Below are 22,479 nucleotides of genomic sequence, written 5' to 3' on the forward strand. Positions count from 1 at the left end.
TGTTTATGACTTCCGGAAGACGCACACACCGTGCGCAGGCCCATGCCATACAGCCATGACAACCGGATTATCCTCTCCGGCAAATGGAGGAACGGCGCGCCATTCCCCTTCAGGTAATACGATCTCGCTTACTTCATCGCGGCCGTTAAGGGTAACAAGCCAGCGATCGGACAAGAGGATTTGCAGCTGGCGTGCGCCGCTGTGCCACTCCTCGGGTCGCATCGGCGCGCCCGCGGCGTTCAGCCAGCGGACGTTGCCGTCGTTCTCTTCCCACCACCCTGAGGCGGTGAGCGCCGGGATCTGCCTGCGCAGGCGGATCAGCGCCGCGGTATACGCGATAAGCCCTTCGTCCGCCTGCGACCAGTCAAACCAGGTCAGTTCGTTATCCTGGCAATACGCGTTGTTATTGCCATGCTGGCTGTGGCCATGTTCGTCGCCCGCCAGCAGCATCGGCGTGCCCTGCGACAGCAGCAGCGACGCCAGCAGCGCGTGCGTGCTCGCACGCCGCGCGTCCTGAACGCCCTGTCCGCCGCCGGGGCCCTCGTAACCGTGATTATTGCTGTGGTTTTCCCACGCGCCGTCGCGGTTATCTTCGCCATTCGCTTCGTTATGCTTGTCGTTAAACGACACGCAGTCGCGCAGCGTAAAACCGTCATGCGCCGTCACCAGATTGACGCTCGCCCACGGCTCCCGGCCATTTCTGCGATACACATCCGCCGACGCGGCGACGCGCGTGGCGACTTCGCCCGCATCCAGCTCGCTTCGCAGCCAGAAGCGGCGCATATCGTCGCGAAAGCGATCGTTCCACTCGGCGAAGGGCGGCGGATAGTTGCCCACCTGATAGCCGCCGGGGCCGATGTCCCACGGCTCGACGATAAGCTTCACCGCGGACAGTGACCGGTCGCGGCGCATCGCCTCAAAAAGCGGCGCGTCCTGGCGAAATTCCGGCGTGCGCCCCATGACTGTCGCCAGATCGAACCGGAAACCGTCGACGTGGCACTGCTCCACCCAGAACTTCAGGCAGCCGATGGCATAATTCACCACCGCCGGATGGCTCAGGTTCAGCGTGTTGCCGCAGCCGGTCCAGTTGTGATAATCGCCGTGCTCCTGTAACCAATAATAGCTACGGTTATCAATTCCGCGCAGGGAGAAGGTCGGTCCTTCGAGATCGAGTTCGGCGCTGTGGTTAAGCACGACATCGAGAATCACCTCGATACCGGCTTTATGCAGCGCTTTAACGGCGTCGCGAAATTCACTGAGCGCCGCCTGCGGCGAGGGCTGCGAGGCGTAACGCGTCTCGACGGCCCACAGCGCCAGCGGGTTATAGCCCCAGTAGTTCGCGAGGCCGAGGCGTTGCAGACGCGGCTCGCTGCAGAATTTCGCAACAGGTTGTAACTCCAGCGTCGTAATGCCGAGCCGCTGAAAATAAGCGATCATCACCGGGTGGCCGAGCGCCGCGTAGGTGCCGCGCAGCGCTGGCGGGATATCCGGATGCAGACGCGTCAGGCCGCGTACGTGCGCCTCGTAAATCACCGTCTCGCCCCAGGCGATGTTGGGCGGCGCGTCGTCTTCCCAGTCGTAGCGGTCGTCCATCACGACTGATTTCGGCATCACGTCGTGGTTGTCGCGCGGGTCCGGCGTGTCGATGCCGCCATACAGGCGCGGATCGTCGATAACATCGCCCTCCACGCCGCGGGCGCACGGATCGAGCAGCAGTTTCGCCGGGTTAAAACGATGGCCCTGCGCCGGGTTCCACGGGCCATGCACGCGATAGCCGTAGCGCAGGCCAGGGCGCGCGCCCGGCAGATAACCGTGCCAGATATCGCCGCTGCGGGCGGGCAGCGCGTAACGCGTTTCGTTGCCGCTTTCATCAAACAGGCACAGCTCCACCCTCTCCGCGTGGGCGGAAAAGAGCGTGAAATTCACGCCAGCGCCATCAAACCAGGCGCCAGGCGGAGCGGAATGGCCTGCGTTAAGCTGCATCGTCTGCCTCTCTGACCAGCCAGATGGTGGCAAGCGGCGGCAGCGTCAGGGAGAGCGAGTTATCGCGTCCGTGACTGGCAATCGCCTCGCTGCGCACCTTGCCGCCGTTACCGGCGTTACTGCCATGATAGTGTTGAGAATCGGTATTCAGAATTTCGCGCCACTCGCCCGGCTGGTTAATGCCAAAGCGATAGTCATGGCGCACCACCGGCGTGAAGTTACTGGCGACGATGATTTCATTGCCCTGCGAATCGCGGCGCACGAAGATAAATACCGAGTTCTGGTTATCCTCTACCACCAACCATTCGAAGCCGTAGGGATCGAAATCAAGTTCATGCAGCGCTTTATGGTGGCGATATGTGGAATTGAGATCGCGCACCAGTCTTTGTACGCCGTGATGCCAGTTGTCGTCGCCTTCCAGCAGGTGCCAGTCGAGGCTGGCGTCGTGGTTCCACTCGCGCCCCTGCGCAAATTCATTGCCCATGAACAGCAGTTTTTTACCGGGAAAGCCCCACATCCAGGCGTAGTAGGCGCGCAGATTGGCGAATTTCTGCCAGGCGTCGCCGGGCATACGGTCGAGGATCGATTTTTTGCCATGCACCACTTCGTCATGCGACAGCGGCAGAACGAAGTTTTCGGTGTAGTTGTAAATCATCCCGAAGGTCATTTTGTGGTGATGATACTGGCGGTAGACCGGGTCGAGCTTCATGTAATCGAGCGTGTCGTGCATCCAGCCCAGGTTCCACTTGTACCAGAAGCCAAGCCCGCCCGATTCCGGCGGACGTGAGACGCCAGGGAAATCGGTGGACTCTTCCGCCATCGTCACCGCGCCGTTCACCTGCTCGCCGATAATGCGGTTGGTGTTGCGCAGAAACTCCATCGCCTCCAGGTTTTCGCGCCCGCCGTACTGGTTCGGGATCCATTCACCTTCTTTACGGCTGTAGTCGCGGTAAATCATTGAGGCGACCGCGTCCACGCGCAGCGCGTCGATTCCGAAACGCTCCGTCCAGTAGAGCGCGTTGCCCACCAGGAAGTTGCTCACTTCGCGGCGGCCATAGTTGTAGATAAGCGTGTTCCAGTCCTGGTGATAGCCTTCGCGCGGGTCGCTGTGCTCATAGAGCGCCGTGCCGTCGAAATTCGCCAGCGCGAAATCATCAGAGGGAAAGTGGCCCGGCACCCAGTCGAGAATAACGTTCAGCCCCGCGGCGTGCGCGGCGTTGATGAAATAGCGGAACTCTTCGCGGGTGCCGAAACGACGCGTCGGCGCGTAGAGCCCGGTCGGCTGATAGCCCCAGCTGCCATCGAACGGGTGTTCATTAACCGGCAGCAGTTCGATATGGGTAAAGCCCATCCACTTCACATACGGGATCAGCTGGTCAGCCAGCTCGCGGTAGCTGAGCCAGAAATTATTATCGGTATGGCGACGCCATGAACCGAGATGCACTTCGTAAATGGAAATCGGCGCATCGAAGCGGTTAGCGTCCTGACGCGCAGTATTCGGCTCCACTTTTTCCGGCAGCCCGCAGATGAGCGACGCGGTTTCCGGGCGCATCTGCGCCTCGAACGCGTACGGGTCGGATTTCATGCGCAGATGGCCGTGCGCGTCGATCATTTCATATTTGTAGAGCTGGCCGTTGTGTGCGCCAGGGATAAACAGCTCCCAGATGCCGCTCTCTTTACGCAGGCGCATCGGGTGGCGGCGACCGTCCCAGTAGTTGAACTGCCCCACCACGGAGACGCGCTGCGCGTTAGGCGCCCAGACGGAAAATCGCGTGCCGGTGACGCCATCCATCGTATCCGGGTGCGCGCCGAGCGTTTCATAAGGACGTAAATGCGTGCCTTCGGAAAGCAGCCAGACATCCAGCTCCTGAAGCAGCGGCCCGAAGCGATACGGATCATCAATCAGATTTTGCTGCCCGTGCCAGATCACGGCCAGCTGATAGCGAAAAGGTTTTTTACGACGCGGCATCACGCCGCTGAAGAAACCGCGAGAGTCCAGACACTCAAGCTTGCCCACTTTACGCCCCGTCTTGGGTTCAATGACCCAGACTTCGGTGGCGTCGGGAAGCAGCGCGCGGACTTCAATCCCGGCGTCGGTGGTGTGCATGCCCAGAACGGAGAAAGGATCCGAAAAATGGCCCGCAATCAGCGCATTAATCACGTCTCTTGAGACACGATCAGACATGGTTATCATCCTGTTTATTTGGTGTCGCCCCATTCCAGCCTTACGCCTGCGCGTCCGGTAGCGACACTCTTAATGACCTGAACGGGCAGAGCCTGAAGCATTCCTGCGGCTGTGCCGTTCTACCTGGAAGTATGGCGAGAAAACCTCGCCTTCTGCTAAGCATAGCCAGGGGATTCTGTTACCCCTCAGAAAATATGAAACATTCGTCTTTTCTTTAGTGACGGACGTAAAAAAAGAGCGCCGAAGCGCTCTTTTTTCATTGGGTTTACGCCAGCTGACGCAGCATACGCCGCAGCGGCTCGGCAGCGCCCCACAGGAGCTGGTCGCCGACGGTGAACGCCGAGAGATACTCCGGCCCCATGTTGAGCTTGCGCAGGCGTCCGACCGGCGTGCTGAGCGTGCCGGTGACCGCCGCCGGCGTTAATTCACGCACGGTGATGTCGCGGTCGTTCGGCACCACTTTTACCCAGTCGTTATGGCCCGCCAGCAGCGATTCAATGGTGGCAATCGAGACATCTTTTTTCAGCTTCAGCGTAAACGCCTGGCTGTGGCAGCGCAGCGCGCCAATGCGCACGCACAGGCCGTCTACCGGGATGGTCGATGCGGTGCCGAGAATTTTGTTGGTCTCCGCCTGGCCCTTCCACTCTTCGCGGCTCTGGCCATTATCGAGCTGTTTGTCGATCCACGGAATAAGCCCGCCCGCCAGCGGTACGCCGAAATTATCGACCGGCAGTTCGCCGCTGCGGGTAAGCTGCGTGACTTTGCGTTCGATATCGAGGATGGCGGAGGCCGGGTCGGCGAGTTCCGCCGCGACGTGCTGTTGCAGCAGGCCCATCTGGGTCAGCAGTTCGCGCATATGGCGCGCGCCGCCGCCGGAGGCCGCCTGATAGGTCGCCACGGACGCCCACTCCACCAGGTTTTCCGCAAACAGGCCGCCCAGCGACATCAGCATCAGGCTGACGGTGCAGTTGCCGCCGACAAAGGTTTTCACGCCTTTATTCAGCCCGTCGGCGATCACATGCTGGTTCACCGGGTCGAGGATAATAATGGCGTCGTCTTTCATGCGCAGCGAAGACGCCGCGTCAATCCAGTAGCCCTGCCAGCCGCTTTCACGGAGCTTTGGATAGATTTCGTTGGTATAATCGCCGCCCTGGCAGGTCACGATAATGTCCAGCGCCTTCAGCGCTTCCAGATCGTAAGCGTCCTGAAGCGTACCGCCGCCCTGCGCGCCAAAGGCGGGCGCGGGCTGGCCGAGCTGGGAAGTAGAGAAAAAGACAGGACGAATGGCGTCAAAATCGCGCTCTTCCACCATGCGTTGCATGAGTACAGAGCCGACCATACCGCGCCAGCCGATAAAACCAACATTTTTCATAACCCGTGTTCCTGCGAGATGTGCTTTGTGTGCGTGACGGGAGAGCCCCGGAGATACTTTCACCATACAAAATGCAGCTAAAGTGGCAAGTGAAATTAATCAATGATCGCCTGAACATCAGAAACAGAGCTAATCAGGCGTCACGTTTACTCTTATCAGGATGCTTTAATGAATGACATTCTCTCCGCCGCCGTCCTGCTGATCCTGATTATGGATCCGCTGGGCAACCTGCCGATTTTCATGTCGGTGCTGAAGCATACCGAGCCGAAACGCCGTCGGGCGATTATGGTGCGCGAGCTCTTTATCGCGCTGCTGCTGATGCTTATCTTCCTGTTCGCGGGCGAGAATATCCTGGCGTTCCTGAATCTGCGCGCCGAGACCGTCTCTATTTCCGGCGGCATTATTCTGTTCCTTATCGCCATCAAGATGATTTTCCCGAGCCACGAAGGCAACAGCACGGGCCTTCCCGCCGGTGAGGAGCCGTTTATCGTGCCGCTGGCGATCCCGCTGGTCGCAGGCCCGACGCTGCTCGCGACGCTGATGCTGCTGTCGCACCAGTACCCGAACCAGATGGGGCATTTAGTCATCGCGCTGCTGCTCGCCTGGGGCGGCACGTTTGTCATCCTGCTGCAGTCCTCGCTCTTTTTACGGCTGCTCGGCGAGAAAGGCGTCAACGCGCTGGAGCGCCTGATGGGGCTGGTGCTGGTGATGCTCGCCACCCAGATGTTCCTGGACGGTATTCGGGCATGGATGAAGGGTTAGGAACCCAAAACGCGATGTGCTAAAATTTATACAATAACGGAGGTAGTTTTTATGCCGAAAAATGCGTCTCCCAGCGTTGCCAGCAAGGTTCGCCACCTTGCTGCTGTTCATAATATTTCAGCCGGCTGCGACAGTACGAGCCGTATGGCGACAGCGATTACCCGTCTCGCTGGTGATACGGTAGTTCTGGATAACGTCGAGCAACTGCTCGTTAATCTCAAAAGAAAAGGCGTGCTGACTAAAGCCGAAAGCTTGTCACTACAGGCTGATTATCTGGAAGAAAAGCGTCAGTCCAGAAGGAAAGTGCGTGCGTGATCTTCGATCCTTTCGGTGACTTCGAAAAAGCAGGTTACTTACAAAATACCTTAGGGTTGAAAGACCCTGGTGACGTAAAGCAATTCGAGCATTTCGTTTTTGAACTGGGGATCGAAGAAGCGCTCCAGTTTCTGGCTGAGCAAACCACCCTCGATTACGCTGCTATTTTAAAGGTTCACGAGATTCTTTTTTCTGGCTTTTATCCCTGGGCGGGCCACGATCGCTATGAGCTTGTGCCGGATCTCGCCATCTTTAAAGGAAGCGCGGAAAATCCCCGCCATACGGTCTTTGCGCATCCGAAGGAGATTAAGCGTGCTGTCGATTATGCGTTGCAATTAGCCTCTGACAGTAACCGGTTCAGGAAACGACCAGGGGAAGTGATGGGCGCGCTGGCGCTGGCGCATCCTTTTCTCGACGGTAATGGCAGAACGCTTTTGCTGTTCTATATGGAACTCTCTTACCGTGCGGGTTTCTCCATTGACTGGTCGAGAACCCACAAAGATGATTACCTGCTCGCGCTGAGCACTGAAATTGACGACCCGAGCAAAGGCTGTCTCGATCGTTATTTACAACCCTTTGTGGTGGATATTTCCAGCCGCGACGACTGGCCTGAAATGATTGGCGGCATTAAAGGGCTCGATGGTCTGGATAAAGAAGATATGACTTATCACAGTCTGGACGACCCTGAAATACAAAGCCTCTATCTGACGAAAAAGTATTACTTTTCAGAGTCTGGCGAAAAGTAAAAAGGGCTTCCGACAGGAAGCCCTTTTTGATAGTGATTCAGGAAAGCAGCGTAAACGCAATCATCCCGACAATCGCGCCGGTGGTGCCGAGCAGCGTTTCCATCATCGTCCAGGTCTTGAGCGTTTGCGCTTCGGTGGCGCCGGTGAACTTACCAAACAGCCAGAAACCGGCGTCATTGACGTGGCTGACCACAATCGAGCCGCCTGCGATGCAGATAGACAGCGCGGCAAGCTGCGCGCCGGAGAAGTGCAGTTGTTCGATAACCGGCATCACCAGGCCTACCGCCGTCAGACAGGCGACGGTCGCGGAGCCCTGAATAATGCGCACCGCGGCGGCCAGCACAAAGCAGGTCAGCGCAATCGGCAGGCCCATGCCGGTCAGCGCGCCGCCGAGCGCCGGGCCGACGCCGGAATCCACCAGCACCTGTTTAAACACGCCGCCTGCGCCAATCACCAGCAGAATAATGCCCGCCGGTTGCAGCGCCTGGCCGCAGATTGCCATAACTTTCTCTTTTTCCATCCCCTGCCGGCGCGCCAGACCATAAATCGCCACCAGACAGGCGACCAGGATCGCGGTAAACGGGTGGCCGATAAACTGCAGCCATTCGTAGAGCGTTGAGCCTTGCTCGGTAAAACGCGCGGCGATGGTTTTCAGGCCCACCAGCACCAGCGGCAGCAGAATGAGCGAGAGGCTGAAGCCGAAGGACGGCAGTTTGCCTTCGCCGAGGTGTGGTTCGCTGATGTCGTCAGGTATATGCAGCTCCACATGGCGGCTGATGAAGTTACCGAAAAGCGGCCCCGCCACCAGCATGCCAGGGATAGCCGCGCACAGGCCGATTAAAATCATCCAGCCAAAATCGGCGTGCATCTGCGAGGCGAGCAGCATCGGCGCAGGCCCCGGCAGCAGAAACGCCGCGGCGGCCGCGACGCCCGCAAACAGCGGGATCACAAGCTTCACAAGATTGGTGCCGGTGTGACGCGCCATAGAGAACGCGACGCTAATCAGCAGCACAATCGCCACTTCGAAAAACAGCGGCAGCGCGCAAATCAGGCCCGCCAGTCCAATCGCGTAGTGCGCGCGGCTGTGGCCGAAGGATTTCAGCATCTTGACCGCAATCTGATCGACCGCGCCGGTTTCATGCAGGATTTTGCCGAACATCGCTCCCAGCGCCACCACCACGGCCAGAAAGCCGAGCGTGCCGCCCATGCCTTTTTCCATCGTGGAGGCGATTTTATCGAGCGGCATCCCGGAGAAAAGGCCGGCGCCGATGGACACCACCATCAGCGCGACAAAGGCGTGCATACGCGCCTTCATTACCAGAAACAGCAGAAGTAAAACGGACCCTACTGCCGTTAACACGAGGGTTAATGTATTCACGACTTACTCGCCTTTATTGATAAGCGCGATCGTGCTGTCGATAACGTCGTCGAGCGACTGGTTAATATCCACAAACAGCACATCTTTTTCATCTTCCTGCGGGGCTTCCAGCGCCTCGAACTGGGTGACCAGCATTTGCGGCTTGAAGAAGTGCCCTTTGCGCGCGCGCAGGCGGCTTTCAATCACTTCAAAATCGCCTTTCAACCAGATGAAAGAGAGGTTCGGGTTGCCGCTGCGCAGGATGTCGCGATAGCGTTTTTTCAGCGCCGAGCAGACGATGAGCGACACTTTGTTGGTGCGCTGCATGGCGAAGGCGGCGTCGTTAAGCGCCTGCAACCACGGCGTGCGGTCATCATCGTTCAGCGGATCGCCCGCCGCCATTTTCATAATGTTGCGGCGCGGATGCAGAAAGTCGCCATCGAGGAACGCGGCTTTCAGACGGTGCGCGACTTCGCTGGCGACAACGGATTTCCCGCTGCCGGAAACGCCCATCAGGATATAAATATGGTGATCATGATTGGTCGTGCTCATTGCAGTACTCCCCTGGCAAAGGCATTACGGATAATGTTACGGGTAACTGTTAACGGTAACATTGTCTGGCTCACACTGAAAATTAGCAATTTCCGCAGGCTCTCAGCATGAATAAGTGTGAGCCAGTTCAAATTTGTGGGATTAAATAGAGCCGCCAGGCGAGAGCGTAAAACCAAGATCGAGCATTTGCGGAGCGACCGTTTCGCCGCGGATACGCGCCAGCAGACGCTCGGCGCCGATGCGCCCCATGCGTTCGCGCGGCGTAAGCACGCTGGCGAGCTGCGGCTCCATCACCTGGCCGATATCGTGGCCGTGAAAACCGGCAATCGCCATGTCATCAGGAATGCGCAGGCCCAGACGCTGGCACTCAAACGCGGCGCCGATCGCCAGATCGTCATTGGTGCAAAAGATGCTGTCGAGCTGCGGATATTCCCGGCGCGCCTGGCGCAGCAGTTCGCTGCCGGTCGAGAAAGACGAAGAGTGTTCCACCATCACGCTGTAGGGCGTCAGGCCCGCGTCCAGCATCGCCTGCTCGTAGCCCTTCTGTTTCATGATGGTGCGCTCGTCGAGACGCGCGCCGAGATACGCGACGTGGCGATGGCCTCGGGCGATGATGGCCGCCGTCATCTGGCGGGCGGCGTCAAAGTTATCAAACCCCACGGCGATATCCAGACACGGCGAGACGCTGTCCATCAGCTCCACCACCGGAATGCCCGCCACTTCAATCATCTTGAGCGTGCGCGGCGTGTGGTTACGCTCGGTTAAAATCAGCCCGTCGATATTCCAGGAGAGCATCGACTCCAGGCGCTCCTCTTCCAGCTCCGGCTTATAGCCGTAGTGGGCGAGCATAGTCTGGTAGCCGTGCGCGTCGATAACGCTTTCGATACCGCGCAAGACTTCGGCGAACACCTGGTTGGTCAGAGAGGGCAGCAGCACGCCGATGGCGCGGCTGGTCGCGTTGGAGAGAATATCCGGCGCGCGGTTGGGAATGTAGCCAAGCTCATCCAGCGCCGCCGCGATTTTGCTGCGCAGCGCCAGCGAGACTTGCTCGGGGTTGCGCAGGTAGCGGCTGATGGTCATTTTGGTCACGCCGACGCGATCGGCCACATCCTGAAGTACCGGTCTTCTCTTTTTCATCGTCCTGAAGGGGGGATAAGGTCATGGGTAATAACCAGTTTATCACGGACGTGCAACAACCTTCCCCTGTTTAGAGGAAGGTTGCGAGTGAGGTTAAGGATTTATCAGACCGGCGGCAGATCGAACAGCAGGATTTCGCTGTCGCTGTCGGCGTGGATAGCAAGCGTCGCTTCATCCCAGATGGCCAGGCCGTCGCTGGTGGTCGCGCGGGTGCCGTTGATGGTCACATCGCCCTTCACGACCTGGATCCAGACGCGGCGGCCAGCGGCGGGCGCATACTCACCGTCTTCGCCATTCAGCAATGCCCAGCGCGACAGTTCCATATCCTGATGCACTTTCAGCGAGCCGTCGCGGGCATCCGGCGACAGTACCAGCTGGCGGCCCCGGGCGGCGTCGAAGCGGCGCTGCTCGTAGCGCGGCTCAATGCCGTTTTCAGACGGAATGATCCAGATCTGGTACAGGCGCAGACGCTCGGTGGCGCTCGGGTTGTACTCGGAGTGGCGCACGCCGGTCCCGGCGCTCATTATCTGGAACTCACCGGCAGGCACCTGCTCTTTGTTGCCCATGCTGTCCTGATGCTCCACCGCGCCTTCCAGCACGTAGGTCAGGATTTCCATGTCTTTATGCGGGTGCGTACCGAAGCCCTGGCCTGCGTCGATCACGTCGTCGTTAATCACCCGCAGGGCGGAAAAGCCCATGAAATTCGGGTCGTAATAGTTAGCGAACGAGAAGGTGTGCCAGGAATCCAGCCAGCCGTGATTCGCATGACCGCGGTCGTTTGCTTTGCGTAAATAGATCATCGTGTACCCCCTTAGCGATTTGATGGGGTAAGTGTGGACCTGTTACGTTCGCGATCATAGAGGGTGAAAATTGACTCCTCTGTTCAAATTTTGTGAACAAGAACAGAGGAGCCGGTATCCCTTATTTCGCAAGGGTTACCGTGGCGGGAGACGCCTGCTCGAAGCCGCGTTCGAGGATCTCGAGGTTAGTAAGCACATCAGATTCTCTGACATAATTCGGCGCGCCGTTGACGAGGGTATCATAGAGCGCGTCATAGACGCGGCCATAGTCGCCCGCTTCCGGTTTAATCTCTTCACGCACCGTTTCGCCGCGCGCGTTGACATACTCCAGATGGCCGATGCTCTCATCCGCGGCAAAGCCCGGCTCGCCCGGCATTATTCCGGCTTTCAGGCTGGTCTCCTGCTGGTCGATGCCATATTTGATAAACGAGCCCTTTTTGCCGTGGACGATAAATTTCGGGTAGTCGATTTTGACGTAGTGACTGGTTTTCACGATGGCTTTCAGATCGCCATAAAAGAGCTGCGCCTCGAAGGTGTCGTCCGGGTTCGCTTTGTTGCGCAGGCTGCGGATGTCATAGCTGACGTGATCGGGGCGGCCGAACAGCGAGATAATCTGATCCATCGTATGCACGCCGAGCCCGAAAAACATGCCGTCTTCCGGCAGGCCGGGTTTGGTTTCCGCCTCGGGCCGGTAGTAGTCGAAATGGCTTTCGATTTCGACAATCTCGCCAAGCTTGCCGCTCTCAATCACTTTACGCGTGGTCAGAAAGCAGGAGTCAAAGCGGCGGTTCTGATACGGCGTGACCACAAGCCCTTTGCTCTTCGCCAGATCCAGCAGCAGACGCGCGTCCGCGACGCTTGTCGTGAACGGTTTTTCCACCAGCACGTTTTTTCCGGCTTCCAGCGCGCGCTTCGCATAGTCAAAGTGGCTGTCGGCATGGGTGCAGATCACCACCAGTTTGACCGAGGCGTCGTTCAGGATGTCATCCAGATCGCTGGTGAAATGAATGTGCTGATAGCGCGGATGGCTTTCCAGCTCCGGTTTGGGGTGGCGACGGAAGATATGCGCGACGTGAAACGTCTCTTTGCGGTGTAAAACGTAGGGGAGATGGTAGCGGGTAGTGCTTTTGCCAAAACCAATAAAAGCGCAATTAATCGTCATTGCCCGGTCCTTTTTAAGAGTAACAGATGGCATTAACCATAGATTACAAGGCAAAAAAAAAGCCAGCACCCGGCTGGCTAAGAAATACTGGAAGCAATGTGAGCAATGTCGTGCTTTCAGGATGATCCGTTGGGGTTCCCCCTGAACGCATGGCAATAATAATCATTATCATTCGCATGTGTCCAGCCTTTTTTGAAAAAAATTTGGGAATTGACCGCCAGGAAAAAAGTACAGATGTTGAAGCGTATCTGGTACGTCGGGTAAGCCACGCGCCCCCGCCGTCGAGCCTTCGACCACACAGGGAGCACGTTATGAATGAGATAATCGTAAGACACGCGGAAGCAGAAGACGCGCAGGCGTTGCAGCAGATCCACACCATGTCGGAAATTATCCATAACACGCTGCAAATCCCACATCCGTCGCTCGCCATGTGGCGCGACCGGCTCGGCGCGCCGCAGCCGGGGCGTCGTCAGCTGGTGGCGTGTATTGATGGCGAGGTCGTGGGGCACCTGGCCTTAACGGTGGAACAAAACCCGCGCCGCAGCCATGTCGCGACCTTCGGGATGAGCGTTCATCCCGGCTGGCGCAACCGCGGCGTGGCATCGGCGCTGCTGCGCGAAATGGTTAATCTGTGTGATAACTGGCTACGCATCGAGCGAATCGAGCTGACCGTGTTTGTTGATAACGCGCCTGCGCTGGCGGTGTACCGTAAATTCGGGTTTGAGACGGAAGGCACGGGCAAGCGCTACGGCCTGCGCAACGGCGAGTATGTGGATGCGTATTTTATGGCGCGGATGAAGGCGGGTTAATAGTTCCCGCGCCGTTTCTGGGGTGGGTAAATCCACAGGGTGGGTAAGCGCAGCGCACCCACCGTTTACATGAAGCGATACGGCGGGTGCGCATGGCTTACCCGCCCTACACCGGGATATGCAAATTTGTAGGATGGGTAAGCGCAGCGCACCCACCGTTTACATGACGCAACACGGCGGGTGCGCGTGGCTTACTCGCCCTGCACCGGGATGTGCAAATTTGTAGGGTGGGTAAGCGCAGCGCACCCACCGTTTACATTGCGCGACACGGCGCTACCTTAATACCCCGCCGTTGAATCATCGACGCTGCGCGGATCGGACGCGCCGTAAAGCGCCCCGTCCGGGCCAATCATAATGCTCTGGGTGCTGCCCATCGCCTCTTTCACCGCCACGTTCTGTCCTTTCTCACGCAGTAGCTTCAGCGTATCCGGGCTAAAGCCCTTCTCCACCCGCAGCTCATCGGGCAGCCACTGGTGATGGAATCGCGGCGCGTTGGTGGCTTCCGCCACGTTCATACCGTAATCAATCGTGTTCACCACCATCTGCAACACGGTGGTGATAATGCGGCTGCCGCCAGGGCTCCCGGTCACCAGCCATGTCTTACCGTCTTTGACGACAATCGTCGGCGACATCGACGACAGCGGGCGTTTCTTCGGCCCCACCGCGTTGGCGTCGCCGCCTACCAGGCCATAGACGTTTGGCGTTCCCGGTTTGGCGGAGAAATCGTCCATCTGGTTATTCATCAGAATCCCGGTATCGCCCGCCACAATGCCGCTGCCGAAGGTGGTGTTAAGCGTATAGGTCACCGCCACCGCATTGCCGTCTTTGTCGACGACCGAAAAATGCGTGGTCTGGTTACTCTCATAAGGCGCGAGGTTGCCCGGTTTAATCTCTTTCGACGGGCGCGCTTTGTTAACATCGATCTGCTGCGCCAGGGATTTCGCGTAGGCCTTGCTGGTCAGCGCCTGCCACGGCACCTTCACGAAATCCGGGTCGCCCAGGTACTCCGAGCGGTCGGCGTAGGCGTATTTTTCCGCCTCGGCCATAATCTGCATCGCGTCGGCGCTGCCGAAGCCATATTTATGCAGGTCGAAATTCTCAAGGATATTCAGGATCTGCACGATATGGATCCCGCCCGACGACGGCGGCGGCATCGAATAGACCTGATAACCGCGGTAGTCGCCGCTCACAGGCGTGCGCTCCACCGCTTTGTAATTCGCCAGATCGGCTTTGGTGATAAGCCCGCCGTTTTTCGCCATCTCGTCGGCTATCTGGTCGGCAATCGGCCCTTTATAAAAAGCGTCCGGGCCATCTTTGGCGATAAGCTCCAGGCTTTTTGCAAGATTCGCCTGCACCAGCTTGTCGCCCTTCTGGTAGGGATTACCGTCCTGTTTCCAGAAAATCGCCTTGCTGGCCGGGTGGTTCGGGAGCGTCTCCACGCCGTAAGTTTTTAAATCGATGGCGAGCGCGTCGTTGACCGTAAAGCCGTCGCGCGCAAGCGTAATGGCGGGCTGAATGACTTTATCGAGCGGCATCGTGCCATATTTTTGCAGCGCCAGCGCGAAACCCGCCACGCTGCCCGGCGTGCCGGAAGCGAGATGCGAAGTGAGCGATTTTTTGCTGTCGGCGTTGCCCTGCGCGTCGAGGAACATATCGCGCGTGGCTTTCTCCGGCGCCATTTCGCGGAAATCGATCGCCGTTACTTTGCCGTCTTTGGTGCGCAGCATCATAAAGCCGCCGCCGCCGAGGTTACCGGCCTGCGGATGCGTCACCGCCAGCGCGAACCCCACCGCGACCGCCGCATCCACCGCGTTACCGCCCTGCTTTAGCACATCGACGCCCACCTGCGTCGCCGCCGCGTCCACCGAGGCGACCATGCCGTGTTCGGCACGCACCGGATGGAAGACATCTTCTTCCACGCCATAAGAGACCGGCGCAGGCGCTGGTGCCGCGACAGGCGGCGGCGCGGCCCCCGCCGTTAAACAAAAGGTGACCGCCAGCGCCGCTATCACGCTCTGGCGTACGGTTTTCCACTGCATCATCATTATTGTTCTCCGCTTATTATCCGGGACGCTCCCCGGAATAAGTCTGGTTCACAACTCTTAAAAGATCATCGTGCCGTCACAGAGGAGGTAAACTGAAAAGATCTTCCAGAGGGGAGGGAAACACCATGAAACGCTATTTACTGATTGCCGCGGCGCTTCCGCTGGCGGCGCTTGCCCAACCGATTAACGTCATCAACAACCCTAACCAGCCGGGGTACGTGAACCCGAGCCAGCAGCGTTTGCAGACGCAGATGCAAAGCCAGCAGCTTCAGCAAAAGGGGATGCTGAATCAGCAGATCCAGAGGCAAAGCCGCCTGCAACAGCAGCAGTTGCAAACTCAGATGAATAATAACGTTGAGCGAATTCAGCAGAACCAGCCGGGGACGCTGAACCCGCAGAGAGAACAGGTGCTGCCGAACACCAATGGCGGCATGCTCAATAGCAGCAGCGGAAGCTCACAGCACATGCTCAACAGCAACGGCGCGACGCTGAACGGCAGCAGCGCAAGCTCACAACACATGCTCAACAGCAACGGCGCGACGCTGAACAGCACACAGCAGCCGCACATGATTGAGCCGCGCCAGAACGGCGATATGCTGCGGCAAAACGGCACTACGCTGAATACGCAGAGCGCCATCACGCCTTAAGCGCGAAAATCCGGCCCGATCTCGTCAATCGCATCGGTGCAGATGCAGTCCACGCCCCAGGCGAGCAGCTCCAGCGCGCGCCGGGGCGAATTCACGGTATAGACCAGAATACGCAGCCCGGCGTCTTTCAGTTGCATGACACGCGCCTGATCCAAAAGCTTATGGTTCAGGTGAATGGAGACGCAGCCAAGACGCGTGGTCAACGCCTGCCAGTCGTCGCGCCATTCGTCCAGCAGTAGCCCGCGCGGCAGTTCCGGCGCCGCCTGTTGCGCCGCCTCCAGCGCCTCGATGGAAAACGACGAGAGCAGCGGCGCGGTCATGCCTTCCCAGAGCGCGCGCGCGGCCAGCGCCACCACGCGCCCGGTTTCGGAATCCGCGCCGGTCGTCGGTTTGATTTCGATATTCGCCATCATGCGGTGCTCGCGGCAGCGCTGCGCCACATCGCTCAGCAGCGCCAGCTTCTCGCCTTTAAACGCGCCGCTAAACCAGCTGCCAGCGTCCACTTTCAGCAGCTCATCCCAGTTCAGCTCGCCCGCCACACCCCAGCCATTGCTGGTGCGCTCCAGCGTGTCGTCATGCAGCAGGAAAATCTGACCGTCTTTCGTGAGCTTGACGTCAAACTCAATCATGGCGTGGCCCAGGCGCGCGCCGGTTTCAATCGCCGCCAGGGTATTTTCCGGCGCCAGTCGGCCGCCGCCGCGGTGGGCGACGATGGGAGGATATGGCCAGTTGCTCATAAACGTTGTCCTGTTTCACCGTCAAAAAAGTGCAGATGATTTTCCGGCAGGTGCAGCCACAGCTGGCTGCCCGGCTGCGGACGCTCCTGATGCGCCAGGCGCGCCACCACTTTCTGGCTGCCCCAGCGGCCATGCGCGAGGTTATCCGCGCCCAGCATCTCCAGCGTATCGAGCGGCAGCGGCACGCCGCCTGCGGCCTGTGAGCTTAGCGCAATATGTTCCGGGCGGATACCCAGCGTCACCTTGCGCCCGGCGAGCGCTTTGTGCAGCCTCCCGAGCGGCAGGGAAAGGCCGCCGTCGACGTCGAAATGGGTGCCTTCGGCATTCACCCGCCCTTCCAGCAGGTTCATCGCCGGGCTGCCGATAAAGCTCGCCACAAAGCGACTGGCGGGTTTTTCGTAGACTTCCACCGGCGTGCCTGTCTGCTCCGCCACGCCTTTGTTCATCACCATCACGCGCTGGGCGAGCGTCATTGCCTCGACCTGATCGTGCGTCACATACAGCGACGTGGTACGCAGGCGGCGATGCAACTCTTGCAGCTCAAGGCGCATCTGTACGCGCAGCCTGGCGTCAAGGTTTGAAAGCGGCTCATCGAAGAGGAACACCGCCGGATCGCGCACAATCGCGCGGCCCATCGCCACGCGCTGGCGCTGGCCGCCGGAGAGCTCGCGCGGGCGACGTTTTAACAGCCCGTCGAGCTCCAGAATGCGCGCCGCCTCTTTAACGCGCTCGGCGATGTGCGCTTTGCCCATCCCGCGAATTTTCAGGCCCCAGGCCATGTTCTCTTCGACATTCATATGCGGGTACAGCGCGTAGTTCTGGAACACCATCGCGATGCCGCGCTCTTTCGGCTCCATTTCGGTGACGCGCTGGCGGTCTATCCAGATATCGCCGCTGCTCACGCGCTCAAGCCCGGCCACCATACGCAGCAGCGTCGATTTGCCGCAGCCGGACGGGCCGACCATCACGATAAATTCGCCATCCGCGATGTCCACCGTCAGCGGCTGAATGACCTGCGTTTTGCCGTTGTCCCAGCTTTTGGTGACCGCCTGTAATTTGAGTCCTGCCATCTTATTTCTCGCTATCCACCAGCCCGCGAACAAACGCGCGCTGCATCACTAAAACAATCACCACCGGCGGGATAAGCGTCAGCAGCATCGCCGCCATCACCTGATTCCACTGCGTGCTGCCCTCGCCCACCGAAATCATGCCTTTAATGCCCGCCACCGCCGTGCCGAGCGACGGATCGGTGATGATCAGCAGCGGCCAGAGATACTGGTTCCAGCCGTAGATAAACGTAATGACGAACAGCGCCGCGAGGTTGGTTTTGGAGAGCGGCAGCACGATGTCGCGGAAAAATCGCATCGGCGAGGCGCCATCGATGCGCGCCGCTTCCATCAGTTCGTCAGGCAGCGTCATAAAGAACTGGCGGAACAGAAAGGTGGCGGTCGCGGACGCCATCAGCGGCAGCGTCAGGCCGGTATAGCTGTCCATCATCTTCAGGTTGGCTATTACTTCCACCGTCGGGAAAATGCGCACTTCCACCGGCAGCATCAGCGTAATAAAAATCATCCAGAAGAAGAGGTTACGCAGCGGGAAGCGAAACCAGACGATAGCGAACGCCGAGAGCATCGACACCGCGATTTTCCCGACGGTAATGCTGAACGCCATGATGAAACTGTTCAGCAGCATCAGCCAGAACGGCGCGCTGTTAGCCCCGACGCCGTTCACCCAAATATCTTTCAGGTTTTCCCACAGGTGCGTGCCGGGGATAAGCGTCATCGGCGTGGCGAACACGGCCTGATTATCGAGCGTCGCCGCGACAAACGCCACGTAGAGCGGAAAGAGAATCGCGGCGATGCCGAGGATCAAAATGGTATGGCTGAAAATCGTCAGCCCAGGGCGGTTTTCAATCATTGGTAACGCACCTTACTTTCCACATAGCGGAACTGCACCACGGTGAGAATAATCACCAGCGCCATCAGCACCACCGACTGCGCGGCGGAGGTGGAGAGATCCAGCCCGGCGAACCCTTCGCGGTAAATCTTGTAGATAAGCGTGGTGGTGGCCTGCACCGGCCCGCCCGCGGTGGCGGCGTCGATAACCGGGAAGGTGTCGAAAAAGGCGTAGACCAGATTCACCACCAACAGGAAAAAGCTCACCGGCGCGATAAGCGGCAGCGACAGCTTAAAGAAGCGGCGCACCGGGCCTGCGCCGTCGATGGCGGCCGCCTCGACCAGCGAGCGCGGGATCGACTGCAACGCCGCGAAGAAAAACAGAAAGTTGTAGCTGATTTGCTTCCAGACCGAGGCGAACACCACCAGGAACATCGCCTGGCCGCTGTTTTGCGAGTGGTTCCAGTAGTAGCCCATCTGCTCAAGCACATGGGTAATGAGCCCGCGTCCGGGATTAAAGAGGAAGATCCACAGCACGGCGGCGATGGCGGGCGCGACGGCGTAGGGCAGCAGCATCAACGTCTGGTAAAAACGGCTGCCGCGCACCACGTAATCCACGAGGGCCGCGAAAAACAGCGATATCAGCAGCCCGCTGACGGTCACCAGCGCGCTGAATTTAATGGTGGTCCAGAAGGAATCCAGGTAGTAGCTGTCGTGAAACAGCTGGGTAAAATTCGCCAGCCCGACAAACTGGCTCGATAGCCCGAACGGATCGATGCTCTGTACGGAGTACCAGAGCGCCTCGCCCGCAGGCCAGATAAAAAAGATGACGGTGATAATCAGCTGCGGCGCCAGTAACGCATAGGGCAGCCAGCCTGAACGAAACACCGGACGGGATGATGACATAGAGAAACGCTTTCCTGAAAAATGCCGGGTGCGGCTGCGCCTTACCCGGCCTACTAATCTGGTGCTTTGTAGGGTGGGTAAGCGAAGCGCACCCGCCGTTCGAAACAACACCCACCGCGCCAACCCGCTACCAGCGTTACGATTTCGTCGACTGCTCGAAGCGGCGCAACAGCTGATTACCACGCTCAACGGCGGAATCCAGCGCCTGCTGCGGGGTTTTCTTGCCGGTCCAGACGCTTTCCAGCTCTTCGTCAACCACGGTGCGGATCTGCGGCATATTGCCCAGACGCAGCCCTTTGGTGAACGGCAACGGCGGCTTGTTCAGCATCTGACGCGTCGCGATATCCGCGCCCGGGTTCTTCTCATAGAAGCCCTGCTGGCGGGTCAGATCGTAAGCGGCTTTAGTGATAGGCAGGTAACCGGTTTTCTGGTGCCATTCGGCGGCATTTTCCGGCTGCGCGAGGAAGTTCAGGAACTCCGCCACGCCTTTATACATCTCCTTGTTTTTGCCCTGCATCACCCACAGGCTCGCCCCGCCGATAATGGCGTTCTGCGGCGCGCCTTTCACGTCGGCGTCATAGGGCATCATGCCCACGCCGTAATTGAATTTGGCGTAGTGGCGGATATCCGCGAGCGAACCGGAAGAGGCGGTAGTGATGGCGCAATCGCCGTTGTAGAACTTCTCGGTGGACTCATCCTTGCGCCCGAAGTAGCTGAAATCGCCTTTCTTATTCAGGTCTTCAAGCAGGGCGATATGCTTCACCTGCTCCGGCTTGTTGAATTCCAGCACCGCGTCAGCGCCGTCAAAGCCATTGTTTTTGGTGGCGACCGGCAGGCCATGCCAGGCGCTGAAGTTTTCAATCTGGATCCAGCCCTGCCAGCCGCTGGCGTAGCCGCACTTCATGCCAGAGGCTTTCAGCTTCGCGGTATAGGCTGCGAGATCCTGCCAGGTTTTCGGCGGCTGCTCCGGGTCTAAGCCCGCTTTTTTGAAAGCGTCTTTGTTGTAGTAGAGCACAGGCGTGGAGCTGTTAAACGGCTGGGAGAGCAGATGGCCGCTTTTCGCGTCGGTGTAGTAACCGGCAACCGTCGGCACAAACTGCGACTCATCGAATTTAATGCCAGCGTCGTTAAACACTTCGTACACAGGCTTGATGGCTTTGGACGCCATCATGGTGGCGGTGCCTACTTCGTAAACCTGCAAAATCGCGGGCGCATTGCCGGTACGGAAAGCGGCGATCCCGGCCGCGAGGCTCTGCTCGTAGTTACCTTTGTAGACCGGCTCGATTTTGTACTCCGGGTGCGCCTCGTTAAACCGTTGCGCCAGTGAATTCACCTCTTTACCCAGTTCGCCTTCCATCGAATGCCAGAACGGAATGGTGGTGGCGGCCATCGCCTGGCTGCTCAGCGCCCATCCCAGAGCCACACAAATTGCTGTACGTCGTAACGAAGCTGTCATGTCTGTTATCTCTCTGATTATGCGTCGTTTGAGATGCGCGAAATCACGCGTTTTATGCTCGCGAGCTAACATGACATGCGCGTATGACAGAAAAATAACTGGATAATGACAAGATAGTGACGTGAGAGCGGCAGAGAAATGACGCGCCGGTGATGGTCTGATGACGCAGGTTAAGCGCGAAGCTGAGCAGCAATCTCTTCCAGCGACAGACGTCCTGCCGCCGCGTTGACGGTCATCTCAACGAAACCCGGATTGGCCGCCACATCAATGCCGTTTCGCTTAAGAAACAACAGCGTGATGAATAGCGCCGTACGCTTGTTATCGTCGTTAAAAATATGGCCGCGCGCAACCGCCAGCAAATGCATGGCCGCCAGCAGCCAGATATCATTAACGCCCTCATACTCATATTTGTTGAGCACGCGGTACATCAGCGCTTCGGCCCGCCCTGGATCAGGCATACCGGTAACCCCCGGCGTGACCTGCAACAGACGGTCATGGAAACGGATTATCTCTTCCGCTGAGATAAAATGAATCGTCATTATTTATCCGCAAGCTCCCTGATTTCATTACCGTGCACAGCCATGATCTCCGCAAATTCCGCATCCAGCTTCGCGGCCTGATAACGCTCGAATTCTTCTGCGCTAATGATCACCGCTGATTTATGGCCACGGCGGGTAATGGTGACTGGCGTCCCGGCCGCCGCTGATTCCAGCGCAGAAGCCAGCTGCTGTCTCGCTTCGCTATAGTTCATGGTACGCATACGCCCTCCTTTCAGGTACAAGTTAATTGTACAACTAAGATGTACGTAAAACAAAAGCCGGGCGGCGAAAAATGCCTTGCCCGGCTTAAATAATGGCGTGTGCCCGGCATGCATTACGCCGCCGGGCCGTACAGGCGAATCAACCGCCGAGATACGCGCTGCGCACCGCTTCGTTGGCAAGCAGCGCCTCGCCGGTGTCTTCCAGCACTACGTGACCGTTCTCCAGCACGTAGCCGCGATCGGCGAGCTTCAGCGCCTGGTTGGCGTTCTGCTCGACCAGGAAAATCGTCATCCCCTCTTTGCGCAGCTGCTCGATGGTGTCGAAAATCTGCTGGATGATGATCGGCGCCAGGCCAAGCGACGGTTCGTCAAGCAGCAGCAGGCGCGGCTGGCTCATCAGCGCGCGGCCAATCGCCAGCATCTGCTGTTCGCCGCCGGACATCGTCCCGGCGCGCTGGATGCGGCGCTCGTGCAGGCGCGGAAAGAGATCGTACACGCGCTGAATGCGCTCCTGATACTGCGGGCGATCGGCGAAGAAGCCGCCCATCGCCAGGTTCTCTTCCACCGTCATACGGGAAAAGACCCGGCGGCCTTCCGGCACAATCGCCACCGCCTCGCGCATGATTTTCGCGGTCTGCCAGTCGGTAATGTCTTTACCATCAAAGATGATTTTCCCGGTGCTCGCGCGCGGGTCGCCGCACAGCGTGCCGAGCAGCGTGGTTTTACCGGCGCCGTTCGCGCCGATCAGGGTGACGATTTCACCCTGGCGAATATGCAGACTGACTTCATGCAGCGCCTGGATTTTGCCGTAGTGCGCGCTCACCCTGTCAAAAGATAACATCACGTTTTCCAT

General features: G+C 58.6%; 22 protein-coding genes. 5 read left to right on the forward strand and 17 right to left on the reverse strand.

The window, feature by feature from the left end:
* Positions 1-3: 3 nt before the first annotated feature.
* From glgX to asd, 3 genes are all read right to left on the reverse strand, one after another.
* The gene (glgX, locus tag AFK65_RS18405; protein ID WP_038858724.1) at positions 4-1,983 is read right to left on the reverse strand and encodes a glycogen debranching protein GlgX; all 1,980 of its coding nucleotides are present in this window, start codon (positions 1,981-1,983) and stop codon (positions 4-6) included.
* Positions 1,973-4,168, reverse strand: coding sequence for a 1,4-alpha-glucan branching enzyme (gene glgB / locus AFK65_RS18410; protein WP_007702760.1), 2,196 nt, complete (start codon positions 4,166-4,168; stop codon positions 1,973-1,975). Before glgB ends, glgX begins: the two co-directional genes overlap by 11 nt.
* Positions 4,169-4,433: 265 nt before the next feature.
* Entirely contained in the window at positions 4,434-5,540 is a 1,107-nt protein-coding gene (gene asd, locus AFK65_RS18415; RefSeq protein WP_038858723.1) for an aspartate-semialdehyde dehydrogenase, read from the reverse strand.
* A gap of 168 nt (positions 5,541-5,708) precedes the next feature.
* Between asd and AFK65_RS18420 the strand changes: the two genes are divergently transcribed.
* Genes AFK65_RS18420 through AFK65_RS18430 form a run of 3 tightly spaced genes read left to right on the forward strand, consistent with a single transcriptional unit; the run spans position 5,709 to position 7,363 of the window.
* Positions 5,709-6,302, forward strand: coding sequence for a YhgN family NAAT transporter (locus AFK65_RS18420; RefSeq protein ID WP_007702768.1), 594 nt, complete (start codon positions 5,709-5,711; stop codon positions 6,300-6,302).
* Between the two features lie 51 nt (positions 6,303-6,353).
* Positions 6,354-6,617 (forward strand): hypothetical protein, encoded by a 264-nt coding sequence (locus tag AFK65_RS18425; protein WP_032805006.1) that lies wholly within the window; start codon positions 6,354-6,356, stop codon positions 6,615-6,617.
* The gene (locus tag AFK65_RS18430) at positions 6,614-7,363 is read left to right on the forward strand and encodes a Fic/DOC family protein (protein WP_007702780.1); all 750 of its coding nucleotides are present in this window, start codon (positions 6,614-6,616) and stop codon (positions 7,361-7,363) included. Before AFK65_RS18425 ends, AFK65_RS18430 begins: the two co-directional genes overlap by 4 nt.
* A gap of 37 nt (positions 7,364-7,400) precedes the next feature.
* Here the strand turns inward: AFK65_RS18430 and gntU are convergent, their stop codons facing one another.
* The 5 genes from gntU to AFK65_RS18455 form a co-directional block, all read right to left on the reverse strand.
* A complete protein-coding gene (gene gntU, locus AFK65_RS18435) occupies positions 7,401-8,741 on the reverse strand; it encodes a gluconate transporter (protein WP_032973649.1) in 1,341 nt (446 codons plus the stop codon).
* 3 nt (positions 8,742-8,744) lie between these two features.
* On the reverse strand, positions 8,745-9,272 hold the full coding sequence (gntK, locus tag AFK65_RS18440) for a gluconokinase (RefSeq protein ID WP_038858721.1): 528 nt from the start codon (positions 9,270-9,272) through the stop codon (positions 8,745-8,747).
* 141 nt (positions 9,273-9,413) lie between these two features.
* Positions 9,414-10,409, reverse strand: a complete 996-nt coding sequence (gene gntR / locus AFK65_RS18445) for a gluconate operon transcriptional repressor GntR (RefSeq protein ID WP_007702792.1) — start codon at positions 10,407-10,409, stop codon at positions 9,414-9,416.
* 104 nt (positions 10,410-10,513) lie between these two features.
* Entirely contained in the window at positions 10,514-11,209 is a 696-nt protein-coding gene (locus tag AFK65_RS18450) for a pirin family protein (protein ID WP_007702796.1), read from the reverse strand.
* Between the two features lie 121 nt (positions 11,210-11,330).
* Positions 11,331-12,371, reverse strand: coding sequence for an oxidoreductase (locus tag AFK65_RS18455; RefSeq protein WP_038858718.1), 1,041 nt, complete (start codon positions 12,369-12,371; stop codon positions 11,331-11,333).
* Positions 12,372-12,682: 311 nt separating this feature from the next.
* Here AFK65_RS18455 and yhhY point away from each other — a divergent pair, with 311 nt between their 5' ends.
* Positions 12,683-13,180, forward strand: coding sequence for an N-acetyltransferase (yhhY, locus tag AFK65_RS18460; RefSeq protein WP_038858716.1), 498 nt, complete (start codon positions 12,683-12,685; stop codon positions 13,178-13,180).
* A 278-nt stretch (positions 13,181-13,458) separates the two neighbouring features.
* Here yhhY and ggt read toward each other — a convergent pair whose 3' ends face one another.
* Complete coding sequence (gene ggt / locus AFK65_RS18465; protein ID WP_038858714.1) at positions 13,459-15,225, reverse strand: gamma-glutamyltransferase; 1,767 nt, start codon at positions 15,223-15,225, stop codon at positions 13,459-13,461.
* Between the two features lie 125 nt (positions 15,226-15,350).
* Here ggt and AFK65_RS18470 point away from each other — a divergent pair, with 125 nt between their 5' ends.
* Entirely contained in the window at positions 15,351-15,872 is a 522-nt protein-coding gene (locus AFK65_RS18470) for a DUF2756 family protein (RefSeq protein ID WP_038858712.1), read from the forward strand.
* Here AFK65_RS18470 and ugpQ read toward each other — a convergent pair.
* From ugpQ to livF, 8 genes are all read right to left on the reverse strand, one after another.
* Entirely contained in the window at positions 15,869-16,609 is a 741-nt protein-coding gene (ugpQ, locus tag AFK65_RS18475) for a glycerophosphodiester phosphodiesterase (protein ID WP_038858711.1), read from the reverse strand. The two genes, AFK65_RS18470 and ugpQ, sit on opposite strands and share 4 nt — an antisense overlap.
* Complete coding sequence (locus tag AFK65_RS18480) at positions 16,606-17,679, reverse strand: sn-glycerol-3-phosphate import ATP-binding protein UgpC (RefSeq protein ID WP_007702817.1); 1,074 nt, start codon at positions 17,677-17,679, stop codon at positions 16,606-16,608. The genes ugpQ and AFK65_RS18480 overlap by 4 nt, the downstream gene beginning before the upstream one ends.
* A 1-nt stretch (position 17,680) precedes the next feature.
* On the reverse strand, positions 17,681-18,526 hold the full coding sequence (gene ugpE, locus AFK65_RS18485; protein ID WP_038858709.1) for a sn-glycerol-3-phosphate ABC transporter permease UgpE: 846 nt from the start codon (positions 18,524-18,526) through the stop codon (positions 17,681-17,683).
* The gene (gene ugpA / locus AFK65_RS18490) at positions 18,523-19,410 is read right to left on the reverse strand and encodes a sn-glycerol-3-phosphate ABC transporter permease UgpA (RefSeq protein ID WP_038858707.1); all 888 of its coding nucleotides are present in this window, start codon (positions 19,408-19,410) and stop codon (positions 18,523-18,525) included. The genes ugpE and ugpA overlap by 4 nt, the downstream gene beginning before the upstream one ends.
* 136 nt (positions 19,411-19,546) lie before the next feature.
* Complete coding sequence (gene ugpB / locus AFK65_RS18495; protein WP_032805014.1) at positions 19,547-20,866, reverse strand: sn-glycerol-3-phosphate ABC transporter substrate-binding protein UgpB; 1,320 nt, start codon at positions 20,864-20,866, stop codon at positions 19,547-19,549.
* A 170-nt stretch (positions 20,867-21,036) separates the two neighbouring features.
* A complete protein-coding gene (locus AFK65_RS18500; RefSeq protein ID WP_007702851.1) occupies positions 21,037-21,405 on the reverse strand; it encodes a type II toxin-antitoxin system death-on-curing family toxin in 369 nt (122 codons plus the stop codon).
* On the reverse strand, positions 21,405-21,626 hold the full coding sequence (locus AFK65_RS18505) for a type II toxin-antitoxin system Phd/YefM family antitoxin (protein ID WP_007702854.1): 222 nt from the start codon (positions 21,624-21,626) through the stop codon (positions 21,405-21,407). Before AFK65_RS18505 ends, AFK65_RS18500 begins: the two co-directional genes overlap by 1 nt.
* A gap of 139 nt (positions 21,627-21,765) precedes the next feature.
* Positions 21,766-22,479 carry a high-affinity branched-chain amino acid ABC transporter ATP-binding protein LivF gene (gene livF, locus AFK65_RS18510; RefSeq protein ID WP_007702856.1) on the reverse strand — a complete coding sequence of 238 codons (714 nt, stop codon included), beginning with the start codon at positions 22,477-22,479 and terminating at the stop codon, positions 21,766-21,768.

Source organism: Cronobacter universalis NCTC 9529 (assembly GCF_001277175.1).
Taxonomy (GTDB): Bacteria; Pseudomonadota; Gammaproteobacteria; order Enterobacterales; family Enterobacteriaceae; genus Cronobacter; species Cronobacter universalis.

What these genes read in the sequence shown, in the direction of transcription:
- yhhY (WP_038858716.1), top strand. Translation starts at nt 12,683, where the DNA reads ATGAATGAGATAATCGTAAGACACGCGGAAGCAGAAGACGCGCAGGCG.
- AFK65_RS18480 (WP_007702817.1), bottom strand. Translation starts at nt 17,679, where the DNA reads ATGGCAGGACTCAAATTACAGGCGGTCACCAAAAGCTGGGACAACGGC.
- asd (WP_038858723.1), bottom strand. Translation starts at nt 5,540, where the DNA reads ATGAAAAATGTTGGTTTTATCGGCTGGCGCGGTATGGTCGGCTCTGTA.
- gntR (WP_007702792.1), bottom strand. Translation starts at nt 10,409, where the DNA reads ATGAAAAAGAGAAGACCGGTACTTCAGGATGTGGCCGATCGCGTCGGC.
- AFK65_RS18420 (WP_007702768.1), top strand. Translation starts at nt 5,709, where the DNA reads ATGAATGACATTCTCTCCGCCGCCGTCCTGCTGATCCTGATTATGGAT.
- glgB (WP_007702760.1), bottom strand. Translation starts at nt 4,168, where the DNA reads ATGTCTGATCGTGTCTCAAGAGACGTGATTAATGCGCTGATTGCGGGC.
- AFK65_RS18500 (WP_007702851.1), bottom strand. Translation starts at nt 21,405, where the DNA reads ATGACGATTCATTTTATCTCAGCGGAAGAGATAATCCGTTTCCATGAC.
- AFK65_RS18425 (WP_032805006.1), top strand. Translation starts at nt 6,354, where the DNA reads ATGCCGAAAAATGCGTCTCCCAGCGTTGCCAGCAAGGTTCGCCACCTT.
- ugpE (WP_038858709.1), bottom strand. Translation starts at nt 18,526, where the DNA reads ATGATTGAAAACCGCCCTGGGCTGACGATTTTCAGCCATACCATTTTG.
- AFK65_RS18455 (WP_038858718.1), bottom strand. Translation starts at nt 12,371, where the DNA reads ATGACGATTAATTGCGCTTTTATTGGTTTTGGCAAAAGCACTACCCGC.
- ggt (WP_038858714.1), bottom strand. Translation starts at nt 15,225, where the DNA reads ATGATGATGCAGTGGAAAACCGTACGCCAGAGCGTGATAGCGGCGCTG.
- ugpQ (WP_038858711.1), bottom strand. Translation starts at nt 16,609, where the DNA reads ATGAGCAACTGGCCATATCCTCCCATCGTCGCCCACCGCGGCGGCGGC.
- glgX (WP_038858724.1), bottom strand. Translation starts at nt 1,983, where the DNA reads ATGCAGCTTAACGCAGGCCATTCCGCTCCGCCTGGCGCCTGGTTTGAT.
- AFK65_RS18505 (WP_007702854.1), bottom strand. Translation starts at nt 21,626, where the DNA reads ATGCGTACCATGAACTATAGCGAAGCGAGACAGCAGCTGGCTTCTGCG.
- livF (WP_007702856.1), bottom strand. Translation starts at nt 22,479, where the DNA reads ATGGAAAACGTGATGTTATCTTTTGACAGGGTGAGCGCGCACTACGGC.
- ugpB (WP_032805014.1), bottom strand. Translation starts at nt 20,866, where the DNA reads ATGACAGCTTCGTTACGACGTACAGCAATTTGTGTGGCTCTGGGATGG.
- AFK65_RS18450 (WP_007702796.1), bottom strand. Translation starts at nt 11,209, where the DNA reads ATGATCTATTTACGCAAAGCAAACGACCGCGGTCATGCGAATCACGGC.
- AFK65_RS18470 (WP_038858712.1), top strand. Translation starts at nt 15,351, where the DNA reads ATGAAACGCTATTTACTGATTGCCGCGGCGCTTCCGCTGGCGGCGCTT.
- gntK (WP_038858721.1), bottom strand. Translation starts at nt 9,272, where the DNA reads ATGAGCACGACCAATCATGATCACCATATTTATATCCTGATGGGCGTT.
- ugpA (WP_038858707.1), bottom strand. Translation starts at nt 19,410, where the DNA reads ATGTCATCATCCCGTCCGGTGTTTCGTTCAGGCTGGCTGCCCTATGCG.